This window comes from Lysobacter antibioticus, assembly GCF_001442535.1.
GTDB lineage: Bacteria > Pseudomonadota > Gammaproteobacteria > Xanthomonadales > Xanthomonadaceae > Lysobacter > Lysobacter antibioticus.
In genome coordinates, this window is sequence record NZ_CP013141.1 from 3,947,621 (window position 1) to 3,963,760 (window position 16,140).

The window sequence follows — 16,140 nt, forward strand, 5'->3', positions numbered from 1 at the left end:
CACCGATCGCGAGGACCGGGCACGCGCCATCGCCTGGCGGGCATGCGCATCGCGCACGGCTGGCTGGGAAACGACACGAACGGGACGAAGCGGATAGGAACAGTCGGGGCGAACCCCGACTGTGGGCATCCCGCACGGGAGGGAGGGAGGACCGGCGAGGCCGGCCCGCATGCGGGATTACTTTGAAAACTGCGCTGGCGGTGAGCCGACAGCGCAGGCAGAACCAGAGGGGAGCCGGGTCACGGAATCCGGCTCCGCGGGGAATCACTCCCGGGTCGTGCGATCCGAACGGATCAGGCGACCTTGAGGGTGCTCTCGCCCTGGTTCCAATTGCACGGGCACAGCTCGTCGGTCTGCAGGGCGTCCAGCACGCGCAGCACTTCCTGCGGGTTGCGGCCGACCGAACCGTCGGTGACGTAGACGAAACGGATGATGCCGTCCGGATCGACCAGGAAGGTGGCGCGCTGGGCGACGCCGTCTTCCGACAGGATGCCGAGGGCCGAGGTCAGGTCCTTCTTGATGTCGGCGAGCATGGGGAACGGCAGGTCGCGCAGGTCCTTGTGGTCCTTGCGCCATGCCAGATGCACGAACTCGCTGTCGGTCGAGGCGGCCAGGACCTGGCAATCGCGGTCGAGGAACTGCTGGTTCAGGTCGCCGAAGCCCTTGATCTCGGTCGGGCAGACGAAGGTGAAGTCCTTCGGGTAGAAGAACACCAGCAGCCACTTGCCCTTGTAGGTGTCGTTGTCGATGTCGGCGAACGCGCTATCGAGATTCTCGATACCGACGGTGGCCTTGACCTTGAATTTCGGGAACTTCTCGCCGATCGAAAGCATGCGGATGACTCCTTGAAGGGATGGGAGGGGTAAAGAGGGGTTGTTGCCGAAGGAACAACTTAGGGGTCGTATGTTGCACCCCAGTAATTGATTACTGAAATGAATTGTTCCTATTATGGCGATAGTCTATATCAATTGGCGACCATCGATGAACCTGCGTGATCTCAAATATCTGGTCGCCCTGGCCGATCACAAGCATTTTGGCCGAGCCGCCGCCGCGAGCTTCGTGAGCCAACCCACGCTTTCGACCCAGATCAAGAAGCTCGAAGAAGAACTGGGCGTGTCGCTGGTCGAGCGCGCGCCGCGCCGGGTCATGCTGACCCCGGTCGGGCGCGACATCGCCGAGCGAGCGCGCAAGGTCATCGCCGATGTCGAGCAGATGAGCGAGATCGCCCGCCGCAGCCAGGACCCGGAGGCCGGCACTGTGCGCCTGGGGCTGTTCCCTACCCTCGGCCCCTATCTGCTGCCGCACGTCGTACCGGGGCTGCGCAAGCGCTTCCCGCGACTGGAGTTGCTGTTGGTCGAGGAGAAGACCGACCAGATCCTCGCCCGCCTGCGCGACGGCCGCCTCGATGCCGGCCTGCTGGCGCTGCCGATACACGACGATCAACTGCATGTCGAACCCTTGTTCGACGAACCCTTCCTGCTGGCCGTGCCGCAGCAGCATCCGATGGCCGGGCGCGACACGCTCGAATTGCACGACCTCGACGATCAGCATTTGCTCCTGCTCGAAGAAGGCCATTGCCTGCGCGACCAGGCGCTCGACGTCTGCCGCTTGTCCGGCGCCGACGAGCGCGACGGCTTCCGCGCTACGAGCCTGGAAACCCTGCGGCAGATGGTCGCCGCCGGTGTCGGCATCACCTTGTTGCCGATGCTCGCAGTGCAGCCGCCGGTGCCGCAGTCGCCCGACATCCATCTGCTCCGCTTTGCCGGCGACCCGCCGCACCGGCAGATCGGCATGCTGTGGCGGCGCAGCTCGGCGATGTCGGATTTCCTGATGCAACTGGCCGAGGAACTGCGCAAGTTGCCGGCCTCGCTGCTGCAGCCTCCGCGCGGCAACGGCCACGGCGCGCGCAAACCGGCGCGGGACGCGCGATGAGTCCGCGCGCCTGGGTCGTGTGTTGCTTGATCTTGAGCGCGATCGGCTGGTGGTACTCGCCGGTGTCGCCGCGTCCCCTGCACTTCCCGGAACCCGCCAACGGCGCGAGCGTCGATTGCCCGATGCCGCCGCGCGTGGTCGACGGCGCCGAGCCCTTGCAGACTTCGGTGCCGGCCACGCTGCGACCGTTCCAGCTCGAGCCGGGCGCAGTGACGCCGCTGGCCGGCTTCAGCATCGACGGCCGGGTGCTGTCGCGGCGCGACTATCGCATGGGACGCGAGGCCGAATTCTCGCCGACCGACCTGGCCATCGGCTGGGGCCGCATGCGCGAAGACACGGTACTGTCGCAACTCGACATCACCCAGGAAGTGCGGTTCCTGACCTATCGCTACTTCGGCAAGCCGCCGATTCCGGTCGACGAGATGCAACGCTCGGTCGGCAATCTGCACATCATTCCGGCCGACGCCGAAGTCGCCCGCGCGCTCAAGCGCGTGCGCAAGGACCAGCGCGTGCGCGTCGACGGCTGGCTGGTACGCGTCGAGACCGACGAAGGCATGCGCTGGGACAGTTCGATGAGCCGCACCGACAGCGGCAAGGGTGCCTGCGAACTGGTCTACGCCTGTTCGATCCAGGCGTACTGAACGCAGTAACGGCGGTCACAGTCGCGAGAACGCAGGCGAGCATCGTCGAATCCACAAGCCGCGACTGCGCCATGATGCTCCTCCCACCGCAGCAGGAGCAGGATATGAGCAAGACCATCGTGGCGATGATGATCGACCAACCCGCGGACTGGGAGTACGGCCCCATCCTCGCCGCGGCGCGAGCGTTCTTCGGCCTGCAGACCGCCATCGCCGCCATCGAAGCCACGCCGCTGACCTCGATGGGCGGAGTGACCCTGCAACCGCAACATCGCTTGTCCGAGCTGGATCCCCTCGCCGCCGACCTGTGGGTGTTGCCGGGCAGCCCGCTGTGGGAACAGGCGTCCGCGCCCGAGCCGATCCTCGCCGCGATCAAGGCCCGCGTCGCCGGCGGCCGGCCAGTCGCCGGCATCTGCGGCGCAACCCGCGCATTGGCCCAGGCCGGACTGCTCGACGATCGCGCGCACACCAGCAACGAGCCGGGCTATCTCGACGACGTGCCGGGATACGGCGGCAAGGCGCTATACCGCGACGGCAGCTGCGTCAGCGACGGCCTGGTCGTGAGCGCATCGGGCTCGGCACCGATTTCGTTCGCGCAGGCCTGCCTGCGTATCCTGGTACCGGAGCAGGAAGATTCCATCCGGCAATACCGCGCCATGTTCGCGCGCGAATTCGCTTGAGGCGCGCTCGCGCTTCGAACGCCCAACGTCGTCTTTGCAGACGATCGTATAACCAGCAACGCTCGTGTTGCTGACCGGACGCGAACGGATCAACGAAAAACGGCGCACCGATGTGCGCCGTTTTCGCATGGATTGGATCCCTCCGCTCAGACCACGCCGATCGGGCAACTCACTCCGGTGTCGCCGAGGCCGCAATAGCCCATCGGGTTCTTCGACAGATACTGCTGGTGCTCGTTCTCGGCGTAATAGAAGGTCGGCGCGGGTTGCGCGATCTCGGTGGTGATCTCGCCGAACCCCGCCTCGCGCAGCTTCGCCTGAAAGGCATCGCGACTGGCCAATGCCGCCTGATGCTGGCTCTCGGTCTCGCAGTACAGCGCCGACCGGTACTGAGTGCCCTCGTCGTTGCCCTGGCGCATGCCCTGGGTCGGGTCGTGGCTTTCCCAGAACACCTTCAGCAGGTCCTCGAATGCGACCAACTGGGGGTCGTAGACCACCAGCACCGCTTCGGTGTGACCAGTCTGCCCGCTGCAAACCTCGCGATAACTCGGATTGGGGGTGTAACCACCCGAGTACCCGACCGCCGTAGTGAACACGCCCGGCAGCGACCAGAACTTGCGTTCGGCGCCCCAGAAACAGCCCATGCCGAACTGGACCCGTGCCAGCCCCTCGAAGTCGTCGCGTAACGGCCGCCCGAGGACATGATGGACATTGTCCAGCGGCAGCGGCGCAGCGCGCCCGGGCAAGGCGTCTTCGCGCTGCGGCATGCGCTGTTTGAACGCGCCCACGCCAGGAATGGAGGAACCGGCCATCGTTTTGTCTCCGTCTGCGTCGAAGGACGCCGTGCGGATGAGATGCGGCAAGGTGGGCAGGATTCAAGCGCCGCGGGCGGATGGGCGCGAGGGGGAGCCCCCCCCTGGATTCCAAGGCCTCGGCTCCGGCCAGGCGCCTGCCGTTGCCGTTGCCGTTGCCGTTGCCGTTGCCGTTGCCGTGATGAGCTTGGCGCAGTACCGACCTCGCGAGAACGCCTGGAGACCCGGAGGGCGGCGCACAGGACGTGCGCCGTTTTCCGATAAGACAAGGATGTCTTATCGGAAAATCCCGGCGCGGGCATCGCACTCGTGGCCTGTGCCCTTGCAAGGAGAGCCCTTTTCTTTGGTTACCTTTCTTTTGGGCTTAGCAAAAGAAAGTAACCCGGCCGCGTCAGCGGACGGAAGCTTTGCACTTGCTTGGGGCTTGTGGCTTCTTGCGAAGCAAGATCAAACGCCAAAAGCTTCCGCCACTAAAGCGGCGGGTTACTTTCTTTTGTCATAAGCAACAAAAGAAAGGTAACCAAAGAAAAATGCTTTTCTTTGAATCAAAGGCCCGCACGAGCGTTGCATCCGCGGGGATTTTTCATACGGGACATCCCTGTCCCGATGAAAAACGGCCCGCATCCCTGCGGGCCGCCCTCCGGGTCTTCTGTTGCCTTCGCGAGTGCGAAGCGACGCACAGCAACAGCAACAGCAACAGCAACGGAAACGGAAACGGAAACGGAAACGGAAACGGAAACGGAAACGGCAAAATCCTTAGAACATCAACTCTCGCCGCTCTTGGGTAGGAGCGGCGCAAGCCGCGACCGCGCTGATTCCCGATTGCCGCGTCACTCGCCTAAGACACTGATTGCTGCGACACACGGCGCAGCCGCCGACCCTCAGTAATGCAACAAGGCATGCACCGGCGTGTCGCCCAACCAGCGTTCGCGACCGCGCAAGGCATCCAGCTCGATCAGCACGCTCGCACCCACCAGCACCGCGTCCAGGCGCTCGACCAGCTCGCGTGCGGCCGCCAAAGTGCCGCCGGTCGCCAGGACGTCATCGACCAGCAAGGTGCGTTCGCCGGGCTTCAGGGCGTCGCTGCGCACCTGAAGTTGATCGCGGCCGTATTCGAGCTCGTATTCGACCGCGATCAGCGGCGGCGGCAGTTTGCCGGGCTTGCGCACAGGCACGAAGCCGGCGTGCAGCTTCTGCGCCAGGGCGGCGCCGAAGATGAAACCGCGCGATTCGATGCCGCACACGGCCTGCACGCCGCTACCCTGCCAGGGCTCGGCCAGGGCATCGATGCAGCGTGCGAAGCCGCCGGCATCGGCCAGCAACGGGGTGATGTCGCGAAAGGTCACGCCGGGCTTGGGGAAATCGGCGACCGCGCGGATCAGGGCGCCGAGGGTGTTCTGGGAGTCGTTCATGCGCTTACCTTGCAGCAGACGATGGGAGGGCGGAAGCGCGACTCAGGCGGCCTCGCTGCGGCGCACCGTAAACAGCGGCTGATCGCCCCGCAGCAGGCCCAGGAAGATACCCGCCAGGGACAGGCCGATGCCGAGCAGTTCCATCCCGCCCAGATGTTTGTGGAACAGCAGCACGTCCCAGACATAGGCCAGCAACGGCTGCAACAACAGACACAGGCCGACGATGCCGGCCGGCAGCTGCGGCATGGCGCGGCCGATCACCAGCCAGCCCAACACCTGCGCGATCGCGGCATAGGCGAACAGGATCAGCCAGTCGTGGGCGCTGGTGGGGATCAGGTTTTCGCCGCCGAACGGCACCGACACGCCGAGCATCGCCGCGCTGCCGAGGCACAGCCACCACTGCAGGGCTTCGTTCGGGGTCTGCTGGCGGCGCGCCTGAGCGGCACGGAACGCGAGCAGGAACACGCCATAGGCGAGCGCGGTGCCGAGGCCGTAGAACACGCCGAGACGGAAACGCTCGTCGACGTGCTCCCACCCCGGCGCGAGCAACAGCGCTAGGCCGACCAGACCCATCAACAGCCCCACCCACAGCCGCCAGCCGGCGCGTTCGCCGAACACCAGCGCGCCGACGCCGGCGAGCACGAATACCTGGAAGTTGGCGAGCAAGGTCGCCAGGCCGACACCGACATAGAGAATGCTGCGATGCCAGAGCCACAGGTCCAGCGCCAGGAAGGCCGCGCCGAACATCACCAGGCCCAGCGTGCGTCCGTCGGGACGCCAATGGCGCATACGATCGCGTCGCCACGGCTGACCGAGCAGCATCAACAGGATCACCCCGGCCAGGGCCATGCGCCAGAACGCCGATGCGGCCGGGCCGATCTCGACCCAACGCACGAACACCGCCGAGCTGCTGATGACCGAGGCGCCGATCAGCATTTCGATCAAGGGCGTACGCAGGGTGGCGGTGGAGGACGAGGCGCTCATGAGCGCCCTGCCGAAGCAAGCAGGAACGAAGCGGAATGCACGATCGGAACTCCATGAAAGCCGGAACGCCGTCGGAGCGATCCGGAGGCCCTGCGCCGGCGACCGGCATTCGACCGGACGCGCCGCAGGGCTCGATGAGAGAGGAAGACAGTGGCGTCAGGCAGCGGGCCTGACGGCCGTGGCCCGATCCCGCCGCAGCGGCAGCGGACCTCGCGACACCTCGGGCGTCGCGCCCCCGGACTCAGGCCGGAAGCCAGCCTGGCGGCGGCATCGCCTCGGTCGGGTCGGGCTCGGCCGAGTCACTCGCTGGCGGTGGCGGTTCGCCCAGCGAGAGCGCATCGACCACCTCGCGCGCTTCTGGCCAAGCAGCCTCGGGCACGCAGACCTGGACCGGGCCGAACGGCAGTTCGCCGAGGCCGCCGAGCAAGGCCTCGCCCTTCATGAATACCGGAATGCCGGCCGCCTCCAGCGCATGCCGGACCAGATGGGCATCGATCAGATGGGCGGCTTCATAGACGACTTTCATCGTCGTTGTCCTTCGGCGCAACGGCCTCGCGGGTCTGCGGCCAGCATACGCCGCGGCGGCCGGCTTGGCCCGTGCACGGCACGCGGACGCAGCGTTCCAGGCACGCCCGGCAAAGCCCGGCGCCCCCCGACACGGGCTCGCGCGAGCCGCCGGAACGCGGCTCCGGCCCGACGGACGAGCGCCGCCAAGGCAGGGAACGCCGCCAAAGGCTAAACTTCACGACCTTCCCAGCCTTTGCCGTGACGCATGTCCGCCGATCCCGCCCGCACCGCTCCCGAATCCCCGACCGACTCCGCCGCTACGGCAGTCAAGCAGGATTTCATCCGCCAGATCGTTCGCGACGACCTGGCCAGCGGCAAGCACCAAGCGATCCGGACCCGCTTCCCGCCCGAACCCAACGGCTATCTGCACATCGGCCACGCCAAGGCGATCTGCCTGGATTTCGGCGTCGCCAACGAGTTCGGCGGGCGCTGCAACCTGCGTTTCGACGATACCAACCCGGCCAAGGAAGACCCCGAATACGTCGCCGCGATCCAGGAAGACGTGCGTTGGCTGGGCTACGAGTGGGCCGAGCTGCGCCATGCCTCGGATTACTTCGAGGTGTTCTACCTCGCCGCGCAGAAGCTGATCCGCCAGGGCGACGCTTTCGTCTGCGACCTCAGCGCCGAGGAAGTGCGCGCCTACCGCGGCAACCTCAACGAGCCGGGCCGCAATTCGCCGTACCGCGAGCGCAGCGTCGAGGAAAACCTCGACCTGTTCCAGCGCATGCGCGCCGGCGAGTTCGCCGACGGCGCGCGCACCCTGCGCGCGAAGATCGACATGGCCTCGGGCAACATCAACCTGCGCGACCCGGCGCTGTACCGGATCAAGAAGGTCGCCCACCAGAACACCGGCGACGCCTGGCCGATCTATCCGATGTACGACTTCGCCCACTCGCTCAGCGATTCCTGCGAGGGCATCACCCACTCGCTGTGCACGCTCGAGTTCGAAGACCACCGCCCGCTCTACGACTGGTGCGTGGGCCGCGTCGACCTGCCCAATTCGCCGGAGCTGCTGGCGCCGTTGCTGGCGCGCGGCCTGCCCAACGAAGCCGCGATCCCGCGCCAGATCGAGTTCTCGCGCGCCAACCTCAACTACACCGTGATGAGCAAGCGCAAGCTCATGGTGCTGGTGCAGGAAGGCCTGGTCGACGGCTGGAACGACCCGCGCATGCCGACCCTGCAGGGCATCCGCCGCCGCGGCTACACCCCGGCCTCGCTGCGCCTGTTCGCCGACCGCCTGGGCGTGAGCAAGCAGAACTCGACCATCGACTACTCGGTGCTCGAAGGCTGCCTGCGCGAAGACCTCGACGCCGCCGCGGCGCGCCGCATGGCCGTGCTCGACCCGCTCAAGCTGGTCATCAGCAACCTCGGCGACGATCACGAAGAATCGCTGCACTTCTCCAACCACCCGAAGGACGAGCGCTTCGGCGCGCGCCAGGTGCCGTTCTCGAACCAGCTGTGGATCGAGCGCGAGGACTTCGAGGAAGTGCCGCCGAAGGGCTTCAAGCGGCTGATCCCGGGCGGCGAAGTGCGTTTGCGCGGCGCCGGCATCCTGCGCTGCGACGAAGTGATCAAGAACGAGGCCGGCGAAATCGTCGAGCTGCGCGGCACGCTCGACCCGGAGTCGCGTCCGGGCATGGCCGGCGCCGACCGCAAGATCAAGGGCACCATCCACTGGGTCAGCGCGCGTCACGCCGTCGCCGCCGAAGTGCGTCTGTACGACCGCCTGTTCGACGTCGCTGCACCCGACGACGACAGCGACGGCAAGACCTACCAGGACCACCTCAACCCGAATTCGCGCCGCGCCGTGACCGGCTACGTCGAACCCTCGGCGGCCACCGCCGAGCGCGAGCAGGCCTTCCAGTTCGAGCGCGTCGGCTATTTCGTCGCCGACCGTTACGACCACACCCCGGAACGGCCGGTGTTCAACCGCAGCGTGACCCTGCGCGACACCTGGGCCGCGCAGGCATGAGCCCCAAGATCCCCAATCTGCTGACCAAGACGGTGATGCTGGCGCTGCCGGCGTGGATCGACGAGGTGGTCGACCGCAAGCGCGCCTACCTCGACGACGAAGACAAGGTCGCCTTGGCGGTCGAGCTGTCGCGTCACAACATCGAGATGGGCAGCGGCGGGCCGTTCGGCGCCGCGGTGTTCGACGGCAACGGTCTGGTGGTCGGGGTCGGCGTCAATCGCGTGGTGCCGCAGAACTGCTCGGTCGCGCATGCCGAAATGATGGCCTTCATGTGCGCGCAGGCCGCGCTGAGCGTGTTCCGCCTCAACGAGATCGGCCCGATGACTCTGGCGACCTCGGCGCAGCCGTGCTGCATGTGTTACGGCGCCAGCTTCTGGGCCGGCATCGACACCTTGCTGATCGGCGCGCGCTCGGAAGACGTGATGCGGCTGACCGAATTCGACGAAGGCCCGCTGCCGGCGGACTGGATCGGCGAACTGGAACGCCGCGGCATCGCGGTGCGCCGCGACCTGCAACGCGACGCCGCCTGCGAAGTGCTGCGCCGTTATGGCGAGAGCGGCGTCGCTTACTGACGCCGCTCCGGAGCCGGCGCGGTACGAGCCGCGTACGACTCCATGCTTGCCGCGCAGGTCGATGCGACCTCGCGGTCGCGGCTCGCACCGCCCCCACCCCTGAAGACAACGAGTTCCCACGATGACCGATAACGCCCTGCTGTGTTGGTGCCGCGCCGGTTTCGAACCCGAGCTCGCCGGCGAATTGAACGAACGCGCCGCGCGCGCCGGCCACCCCGGCTACGCCCGCACCGAGCGCAACAGCGGCTATGTCGAGTTCATCGTCGAGGACGCCAAGGCGCTGTCGCGCGCGCTGCCATGGTCGTCGCTGATCTTCGCGCGCCAGAAGCTGGTGCGCCTGGCCGACCTGCGCGGCCTCGATCCGGCCGACCGCATCACCCCGATGCTGGCCGCGCTCGAAGCGCAGGCAGGCAGCGGCCTCAACGTTTCCATGTTCGGCGAGTTGGTGGTCGAACATCCCGACTCCGACGAGCACAAGCCGCTCGCCGGCCTGGCGCGCAGCTTCGGCAACGCCCTGCGCCCGGCGCTGCGCAAGGCCGGCTGGCTCAGCAAGGCCGACGATGCGCGGCGCCCGCGCCTGCACGTCGCCTTCCTCGCCGGCGATCACGCCATGCTGGCGATGTCCGAGCCCGGCGACAGCTCGCCGTGGCCGCTCGGCATCCCGCGCCTGCGCATGCATCCGGATGCGCCGAGCCGTTCCGCGCTCAAGCTCGAAGAAGCGCTGCTGACCTTCCTCGACGCCGACGAACGCGAACGCCTGGTGCGCGACAACATGCAGGCCGCCGACCTCGGCGCCGCGCCGGGCGGCTGGACATGGGTGTTGATGCGCAACGGCATGATGGTGACCTCGGTCGACAACGGCCCGCTGCGCCAGGCGCTGCTCGACAGCGGCCGCGTCGATCATCTGCGCGCGGACGGTTTCTCCTGGCAGCCCAAGCGCAAGCTCGACTGGATGGTCTGCGACATGGTCGAACAGCCCGCGCGCGTGGCCGAGCGCATGGCGACCTGGTTCCGCGAAGGATGGTGCAAGCAGGCGATCTTCAATCTCAAACTGCCGATGAAGAAGCGCTGGGAAGAAACCAAGACCTGCCTGGAAGCGTTCGAGTACCAGACCCATCGCCCGATGATCGTGCGTGCGCGCCAGCTGTATCACGACCGCGAAGAGATCACGGTGTTCGCGACGCCGAAGTGATCCGCCACGCCAGGGCCGGCCGGTCTTGGCGATGAATCGAGCATGTCGCGACCGCACATCGTCTGGGGCGTGACGGACACCCGGCATTCACGCTTCGAGCCGCGTTCATTCAGGTGGGGTTTCGCCGTTTTACATCGACTTGACCGACACGGGTCTAGCGTCGCGGTGTCCCCACGCGAGGTTACAGCGATGAAACAGCACGCGACCCACCCGCACCCCCTGATCGGCCTGGCGCTGATCGCCGCACTCGGCGCCAGCGGCGCCGCCACGGCGCAAACCGCGACCAAGGTCCAGTCCAAACACGATGCGGTCGAAAAGGCCGAGATGGCCGCAGGCGAAGCGCGTTCGGCGCGCGAGGACGCCGCGACCGCACAGGCCGCCGCGCAAGCCGCCGCCGCGACCCGCAACGAAGGTTCCTTGAGCGAACGCGGCGCCTTGACCGCCGAAGCGACCGCGTATCAGGCCAAGCAATCGGCGATCGAGGCTCAGTCGGCCGCGCGCCAGGCCACCGTCGCCGCCGAAGCGGCGCGTTCGGCGCAGGCCGCGGCGACCGCCGGCAGCAATCCCACCGGTGCCGCGATCGAAGCGCGCGCCGCCGGCGATGCGGCGCGCGTGGCGAGTTCGGTCGCGACCGACGCGACCACCGTGGCGCAGGCCGCCGCCGCGGCGACCGCGGAAGCGACTCAGCAGACCGATCCGGTACCGCAACCGATGCCGGCGCCCGCCCCGGCCGTGCCGGTGCAGCCGCAGGTCACCATCACCTCGAGCCCTCCGAACTCGGTGATCGGCGAGTACAAGATCGATTTCGACGCCCTCGACGGCAACCACGACGGCAACATCAGCCGCGCCGAGGCGCGCAGCAACGCGACCCTGACCGCGGAGTTCCGCGCGGTCGACGTCGACAACAACGGGCGCCTGAGCAAGAAGGAACTGTCGGGCTGGATGCGTTGATGGTCGCTTGATTCCGCGGCTATTCGCGAACGCCTCCGGAAACGGAGGCGTTCGTGTTTGGGCAGTGGCAGTACAGCGGCTCTGCTCTCTGTAGGAGCGATGTCCTACTGGATTTCCTTCGGTCATAAGTCGCGATCAAGGGCCGCGCAGAAGCCGCAACGCCGATGTCATCCAATCGAAGCGGCGTGCTTTCGCAAGGGGTAGGAGCGGCGCGAGCCGCGACCGCGCTGATTCGGTCTTGCGGCGCATCGCTGAAGCGAGATCAAGATCAGGATCAAACGCTAAAAGCTTCCGCCACTAAAGCGGCGGGTTACTTTCTTTTGTCATAAGCAACAAAAGAAAGGTAACCAAAGAAAAATGCTTTTCTTTGAATCACAGGCCCGCACGAGCGGTGCCTCCGCGGGGATTTTTCATACGGGACATCCCTGTCCCGATGAAAAACGGCGCGCATCCTTGCGCGCCGCCCTTCGGGTCTTCTTTTGCCTTCGCTAATGCGAGGCTACGCACAGCAACGGCAACCGCCATCGCGACGGCGACGGCGACGGCGACGGCGACGGCGACGGCGAGATTCTTATGTTGGCGGCGCCACAGGAGGCCATTGCTTGCACCGCGCCGTCGTTGCGGCATAGTGCCTGCTTCCGTCTGTCGCTCCCCGCGCCCGCCCTATGACCGCCAGTTCCGTGTCGCCGTCCGTCTCCGTCCCCGCGCGCCGGCTCGACCGCAAGGATGCGCGCACCCTGCTGCTGTCGGCGCTCGGCGGGGCGCTGGAGTTCTACGACTTCGTCATCTTCGTGTTCCTCACCGCGACCCTGCGCCAGTTGTTCTTCCCGCCGGGCATGCCGGGCTGGCTCGCCGAACTGCAGGTCTACGGGATCTTCGCCGCCGGCTATCTGGTGCGCCCGATCGGCGGCATCGTCATGGCGCATTTCGGCGACCGTTCGGGGCGCAAGCGCATGTTCGCGCTGAGCGTGTTCCTGATGGCGCTGCCGACCCTGTGCATCGGCCTGTTGCCGACCTACGCCCAGATCGGCATCGCCGCGCCGCTGCTGCTGTTGTTCCTGCGCATCGTCCAGGGCATCGCGATCGGCGGCGAAGTGCCGGGCGCCTGGACCTTCGTCGCCGAACACGCGCCGCCGGGCCGGGTCGGTTTCGCCTGCGCCAGCCTCACCGCCGGCCTGACCGCGGGCATCCTGATCGGTTCGCTGATCTCCACCGCGATCAACACCTGGTTCGCGCCGGCCGAGGTGCTGGGCTGGGCCTGGCGCGTGCCGTTCCTGATCGGCGGCGTGTTCGGCTTTCTCGCCGTGTACCTGCGGCGCTGGCTCAGCGAAACCCCGGTGTTCACGGCGATGCGCGAAAGCCGGCAGTTAGTGCGCGAACTGCCGCTCAAGCAGGTGCTGCGCGACCATCGCGCCGGCGTGGTCCTGTCGATGCTGGTGACCTGGCTGCTGACCGCGGCGATCGTGGTGATCATCCTGATGACGCCGACCCTGGTGCAAAGCCAGTTCGGTATCGCCCCGCAGCGCGCCTTCCTCGGCAACAGCCTGGCGGCGTTCTGCCTGACCCTCAGCGCCATCGGCGGCGGCCTGCTGGTCGACCGGCTCGGCCGCGGCCGCGCCTTGCTGATCGGTTCGCTCGGCGTGTTCGCCAGCAGTTTCGCGCTGTACTACGACCTCAACCATGGCGGCGCCAACTTCCTGCCGCTGTACGCCTTGGCTGGCGTATTCGTCGGCGTAGTCGGGGTGATCCCCGCGGTGATGATCGCCGCGTTCCCGGCGCCGGTGCGTTTCTCCGGGCTGTCGTTCTCGTACAACGTCGCCTATGCGGTGTTCGGCGCATTGACGCCGCCGCTGATCGGCACCTTGGCGCCAAAGCTCGGCGGCATGACTGCTGCCTACTACGTCATGGCGGTGGCGGTGATCGGCGTATTGGTGTCGGTGTATCTGTTGAGGACCAAGCAGCGCTTTCACGAGCATTGAGCGCTGTCGCTCGGGAAGGCTCCCCCACGCCCGCTGCGCTCAGCAAACCATCACGAAGTAGCTGCCGAACAGCCACAGGCCCAGGGTCCATAGGCAAAGCATGGCGACGAGCGCGGCGAGCAACAGCGGCAGGCGCCGCGTCCACTTCAGGCCCCGCGTCGCCCGCACCGCGCCGAATACCACCGCGAGTCCAAGGACGAAGAACAAGCCCAGCACGCCGAAGCCTACTGCCCAGAACACAGGGCCCTTCTCGCCGGTACCGGGCGGACATTGGGCGGTCGCGCCGACCCATTGCGGCAGTGCCGCGGTCAACAACACCGTACAACACAGCCAGCGGCTCCGGTTCGATCCATCGCTTCGTTTCATCGCGCCCTCCGCATCCATACCCACGATCGTATCGCAGGGCCGCAGCGCGCATTCGACGATGCGACTCTTCAAGGTGTGCGGCGTCGAGAGTACCGGCCTCGACCGTGCCGCTCTCGACACGGCAACCGTTCGGCGCGACAACGGTCGGCGCGTTACAAGCCCGCCGCGCGCTTCCAGAAGTAATGCGTCAGCGGCGGCAGTTTTCCGGCCAGGCCGAGCATCGGTCCGCGCAGCAGGGTCGCGGCGACATCGTCGTTCGAGAACACCCGGTTCAAGCCCTCGAAGCCGTAGGCGGCGAGTGCGTTCTCGCTGCGCCGCTCGCGCGCCCAACGGGCCAGGCGCGTCGGCGACCCCGGGTCGAGCCCGCGTTGGTGCGCCTGCTTGAGGCTGCCGCGCAATGCGGCGATGTCGCGCAGGCCCAGGTTGACGCCCTGCCCGGCCAGCGGATGCACGACGTGGGCGGCATCGCCGGCGACTACGACACGCCCGGAGACGTAACGCTGTGCGAGCTGACGCCGCAAGGGGAACGCGGCGCGTTGCGAGACCCGCGTCAACGCTCCCAGGCGCCCGGCGAAGGCGCGTTCGAGTTCGATCAGGAACGAAGCGTCGTCGCTGGCCAATAAGCGCTCGGCTTCGGCCTCGGCCAAGGTCCAGACGATCGAGCTGCGCCGGTCGCGCGCGTCGGCGTCGCCGAGCGTCGGCAGGAACGCCAGCGGCCCGCCCGGCAGGAAGCGTTGCCAGCAGGTCGCCTCGTGGCTCAGTTCGCTGTCGACATAGGCCACCAGCCCGCGCTGGCCGTAGTCGTGCGTAGGTGCGTCGATGCCGCTGAGACGGCGCAGCTTGGATTCGGCGCCGTCGGCGGCGACCACCAAGCGCGCGCGCAAGCGGCGTCCGCCTTGGAGGATCACGCCGACGCTGTCGGGCGCGTCGAGTTCGAGCGACTCGACCTGGTCGGGGCAATGCAGTTGCACTCCGGCCGCGGGCAAAGCCACCCACAGCTTGTCGACCAATAAGCCGTGTTCGACGATCCAGCCCAGTTCGCGACGGCCGAAGGCGTCGGCATCGAAATGCAGTTCGCCGCCGCCGGCCGCGTCCCACACGCGCATCGCGCGGTACGGCTGCAGGCGCGCCTCGCGCACCCCCGCCCATACGCCCAGGTCGTTCAACAGGGCGGCGTTATCGGGAGCGAAGGCGTACACGCGCAGGTCCGGTCGCTCTGCGTTCCAACGCGGCGGCTCGCGGGTTTCGACCAAGGCCACCTCGAGTCCGTCGCGGGCGAAGGCCAGCGCCGCGGCGGCGCCGACCACGCCGGCACCGACCACGACCACGTCGAGCAGATCGCGCCGGCTCATGCGCGGCCCCCGAACGAACGGACGTCGCCGCCGGGTTCGCCACGGCACAGCGCCGGCACCTCGCCGCGATAGCCCATGGCGCCGCCGACCAGGAACGATTGCGCGCTCGGCAGGCGATCGACGGCGAACAGGCCCAGGCTGCGCAGCGGACGCATCAGGCCGCTGTCGTTGGCGGCCAATCGCGCCGCACCATCGGAGAACGCTACCGTGCGCTCACGGTCGCAGGCGCGTCGCTGCGCGTAGCGTTCGAGCAATTCGTCGGCCCCGCAATCGACATGGCCGGTGGCCAGCTGCCGTTGGATCAGTTCGGCCAGGGTCATCGCATCGCGCAGGCCGAGATTGAAGCCCTGCGCGCCGATCGGGTGGATGGTCTGGGCGGCGTTGCCGACCAGCACCGCGCGCCGTTCGGTGGTGCGCCGGGCCAGCACGCGGATCGCCGGGTACAGGCTGCGCGCGCCGCAGGCGAGAAAGCGCCCGGCACGCCAGCCGAACGCCTCCTGGGCGCGGGCGATGAAGCCGGCTTCGTCGAGCGCGGCGACGGCCTCGACATGGGCGGTGGCGACACTGTGGATCAGGCCGTAGTGGCGATCGCCGCGCGGCAGCAGCGCGGTCGGGCCTTCGGCGCCGAGCCGCTCGTAAGCGGTGCCGTCGGGCGCGCGTTCGCCGCGCAGCCGGGTCACGAACAAGGTCTGGCCGTAGTCGTATTCGTCGGCGCCGATCGCGAGCGCCTCGCG

At 67.5% G+C, this 16,140-nt stretch carries 15 protein-coding genes and 1 pseudogene; 8 read left to right on the forward strand and 8 right to left on the reverse strand.

Going from position 1 to position 16,140, the window contains the following annotated elements:
- Positions 1 to 293 precede the first annotated feature (293 nt).
- The gene (locus tag GLA29479_RS15930; RefSeq protein WP_031374202.1) at positions 294 to 833 is read right to left on the reverse strand and encodes a peroxiredoxin; all 540 of its coding nucleotides are present in this window, start codon (positions 831 to 833) and stop codon (positions 294 to 296) included.
- Between the two features lie 148 nt (positions 834 to 981).
- Between GLA29479_RS15930 and GLA29479_RS15935 the strand changes: the two genes are divergently transcribed.
- The 3 genes from GLA29479_RS15935 to GLA29479_RS15945 all read left to right on the forward strand — a co-directional run bounded on the left by GLA29479_RS15935 (position 982) and on the right by GLA29479_RS15945 (position 3,250).
- Positions 982 to 1,932, forward strand: a complete 951-nt coding sequence (locus GLA29479_RS15935) for a LysR substrate-binding domain-containing protein (protein ID WP_057918945.1) — start codon at positions 982 to 984, stop codon at positions 1,930 to 1,932.
- The gene (locus GLA29479_RS15940) at positions 1,929 to 2,573 is read left to right on the forward strand and encodes a hypothetical protein (RefSeq protein WP_057918946.1); all 645 of its coding nucleotides are present in this window, start codon (positions 1,929 to 1,931) and stop codon (positions 2,571 to 2,573) included. Before GLA29479_RS15935 ends, GLA29479_RS15940 begins: the two co-directional genes overlap by 4 nt.
- 104 nt (positions 2,574 to 2,677) lie before the next feature.
- On the forward strand, positions 2,678 to 3,250 hold the full coding sequence (locus tag GLA29479_RS15945; protein ID WP_057918947.1) for a DJ-1/PfpI family protein: 573 nt from the start codon (positions 2,678 to 2,680) through the stop codon (positions 3,248 to 3,250).
- A 146-nt stretch (positions 3,251 to 3,396) separates the two neighbouring features.
- Here GLA29479_RS15945 and msrA read toward each other — a convergent pair whose 3' ends face one another.
- From msrA to GLA29479_RS15965, 4 genes are all read right to left on the reverse strand, one after another.
- Entirely contained in the window at positions 3,397 to 4,044 is a 648-nt protein-coding gene (msrA, locus tag GLA29479_RS15950) for a peptide-methionine (S)-S-oxide reductase MsrA (RefSeq protein ID WP_057973227.1), read from the reverse strand.
- A gap of 896 nt (positions 4,045 to 4,940) precedes the next feature.
- The gene (locus GLA29479_RS15955; protein ID WP_057972157.1) at positions 4,941 to 5,471 is read right to left on the reverse strand and encodes an adenine phosphoribosyltransferase; all 531 of its coding nucleotides are present in this window, start codon (positions 5,469 to 5,471) and stop codon (positions 4,941 to 4,943) included.
- 42 nt (positions 5,472 to 5,513) lie between these two features.
- On the reverse strand, positions 5,514 to 6,455 hold the full coding sequence (locus GLA29479_RS15960; protein ID WP_057972158.1) for a DMT family transporter: 942 nt from the start codon (positions 6,453 to 6,455) through the stop codon (positions 5,514 to 5,516).
- 241 nt (positions 6,456 to 6,696) lie between these two features.
- On the reverse strand, positions 6,697 to 6,981 hold the full coding sequence (locus tag GLA29479_RS15965) for a putative signal transducing protein (protein ID WP_057972159.1): 285 nt from the start codon (positions 6,979 to 6,981) through the stop codon (positions 6,697 to 6,699).
- Positions 6,982 to 7,227: 246 nt separating this feature from the next.
- On the opposite strand from GLA29479_RS15965, the gene GLA29479_RS15970 reads away from it, so the two are divergent.
- The 5 genes from GLA29479_RS15970 to GLA29479_RS15990 all read left to right on the forward strand — a co-directional run bounded on the left by GLA29479_RS15970 (position 7,228) and on the right by GLA29479_RS15990 (position 13,688).
- Positions 7,228 to 8,994 carry a glutamine--tRNA ligase/YqeY domain fusion protein gene (locus GLA29479_RS15970; RefSeq protein WP_057972160.1) on the forward strand — a complete coding sequence of 589 codons (1,767 nt, stop codon included), beginning with the start codon at positions 7,228 to 7,230 and terminating at the stop codon, positions 8,992 to 8,994.
- Positions 8,995 to 9,011: 17 nt separating this feature from the next.
- Positions 9,012 to 9,566, forward strand: coding sequence for a nucleoside deaminase (locus tag GLA29479_RS15975; protein WP_057973228.1), 555 nt, complete (start codon positions 9,012 to 9,014; stop codon positions 9,564 to 9,566).
- Positions 9,567 to 9,687: 121 nt separating this feature from the next.
- Positions 9,688 to 10,758 carry a 23S rRNA (cytidine(2498)-2'-O)-methyltransferase RlmM gene (rlmM, locus tag GLA29479_RS15980; RefSeq protein WP_057972161.1) on the forward strand — a complete coding sequence of 357 codons (1,071 nt, stop codon included), beginning with the start codon at positions 9,688 to 9,690 and terminating at the stop codon, positions 10,756 to 10,758.
- A 189-nt stretch (positions 10,759 to 10,947) separates the two neighbouring features.
- Entirely contained in the window at positions 10,948 to 11,709 is a 762-nt protein-coding gene (locus GLA29479_RS25795; RefSeq protein WP_057972162.1) for an EF-hand domain-containing protein, read from the forward strand.
- A 665-nt stretch (positions 11,710 to 12,374) separates the two neighbouring features.
- Positions 12,375 to 13,688 carry an MFS transporter gene (locus GLA29479_RS15990; protein WP_057972163.1) on the forward strand — a complete coding sequence of 438 codons (1,314 nt, stop codon included), beginning with the start codon at positions 12,375 to 12,377 and terminating at the stop codon, positions 13,686 to 13,688.
- Between the two features lie 39 nt (positions 13,689 to 13,727).
- On the opposite strand, the gene GLA29479_RS15995 is transcribed toward GLA29479_RS15990, so the two are convergent.
- From GLA29479_RS15995 to GLA29479_RS16005, 3 genes and pseudogenes are all read right to left on the reverse strand, one after another.
- The gene (locus tag GLA29479_RS15995; protein WP_144436551.1) at positions 13,728 to 14,054 is read right to left on the reverse strand and encodes a hypothetical protein; all 327 of its coding nucleotides are present in this window, start codon (positions 14,052 to 14,054) and stop codon (positions 13,728 to 13,730) included.
- A 152-nt stretch (positions 14,055 to 14,206) separates the two neighbouring features.
- The gene (locus GLA29479_RS16000; protein WP_057972165.1) at positions 14,207 to 15,406 is read right to left on the reverse strand and encodes an FAD-dependent oxidoreductase; all 1,200 of its coding nucleotides are present in this window, start codon (positions 15,404 to 15,406) and stop codon (positions 14,207 to 14,209) included.
- Positions 15,403 to 16,140: pseudogene (locus tag GLA29479_RS16005) on the reverse strand (FAD-dependent monooxygenase); the annotation flags it as partial. The gene GLA29479_RS16000 and the pseudogene GLA29479_RS16005, both read right to left, overlap by 4 nt.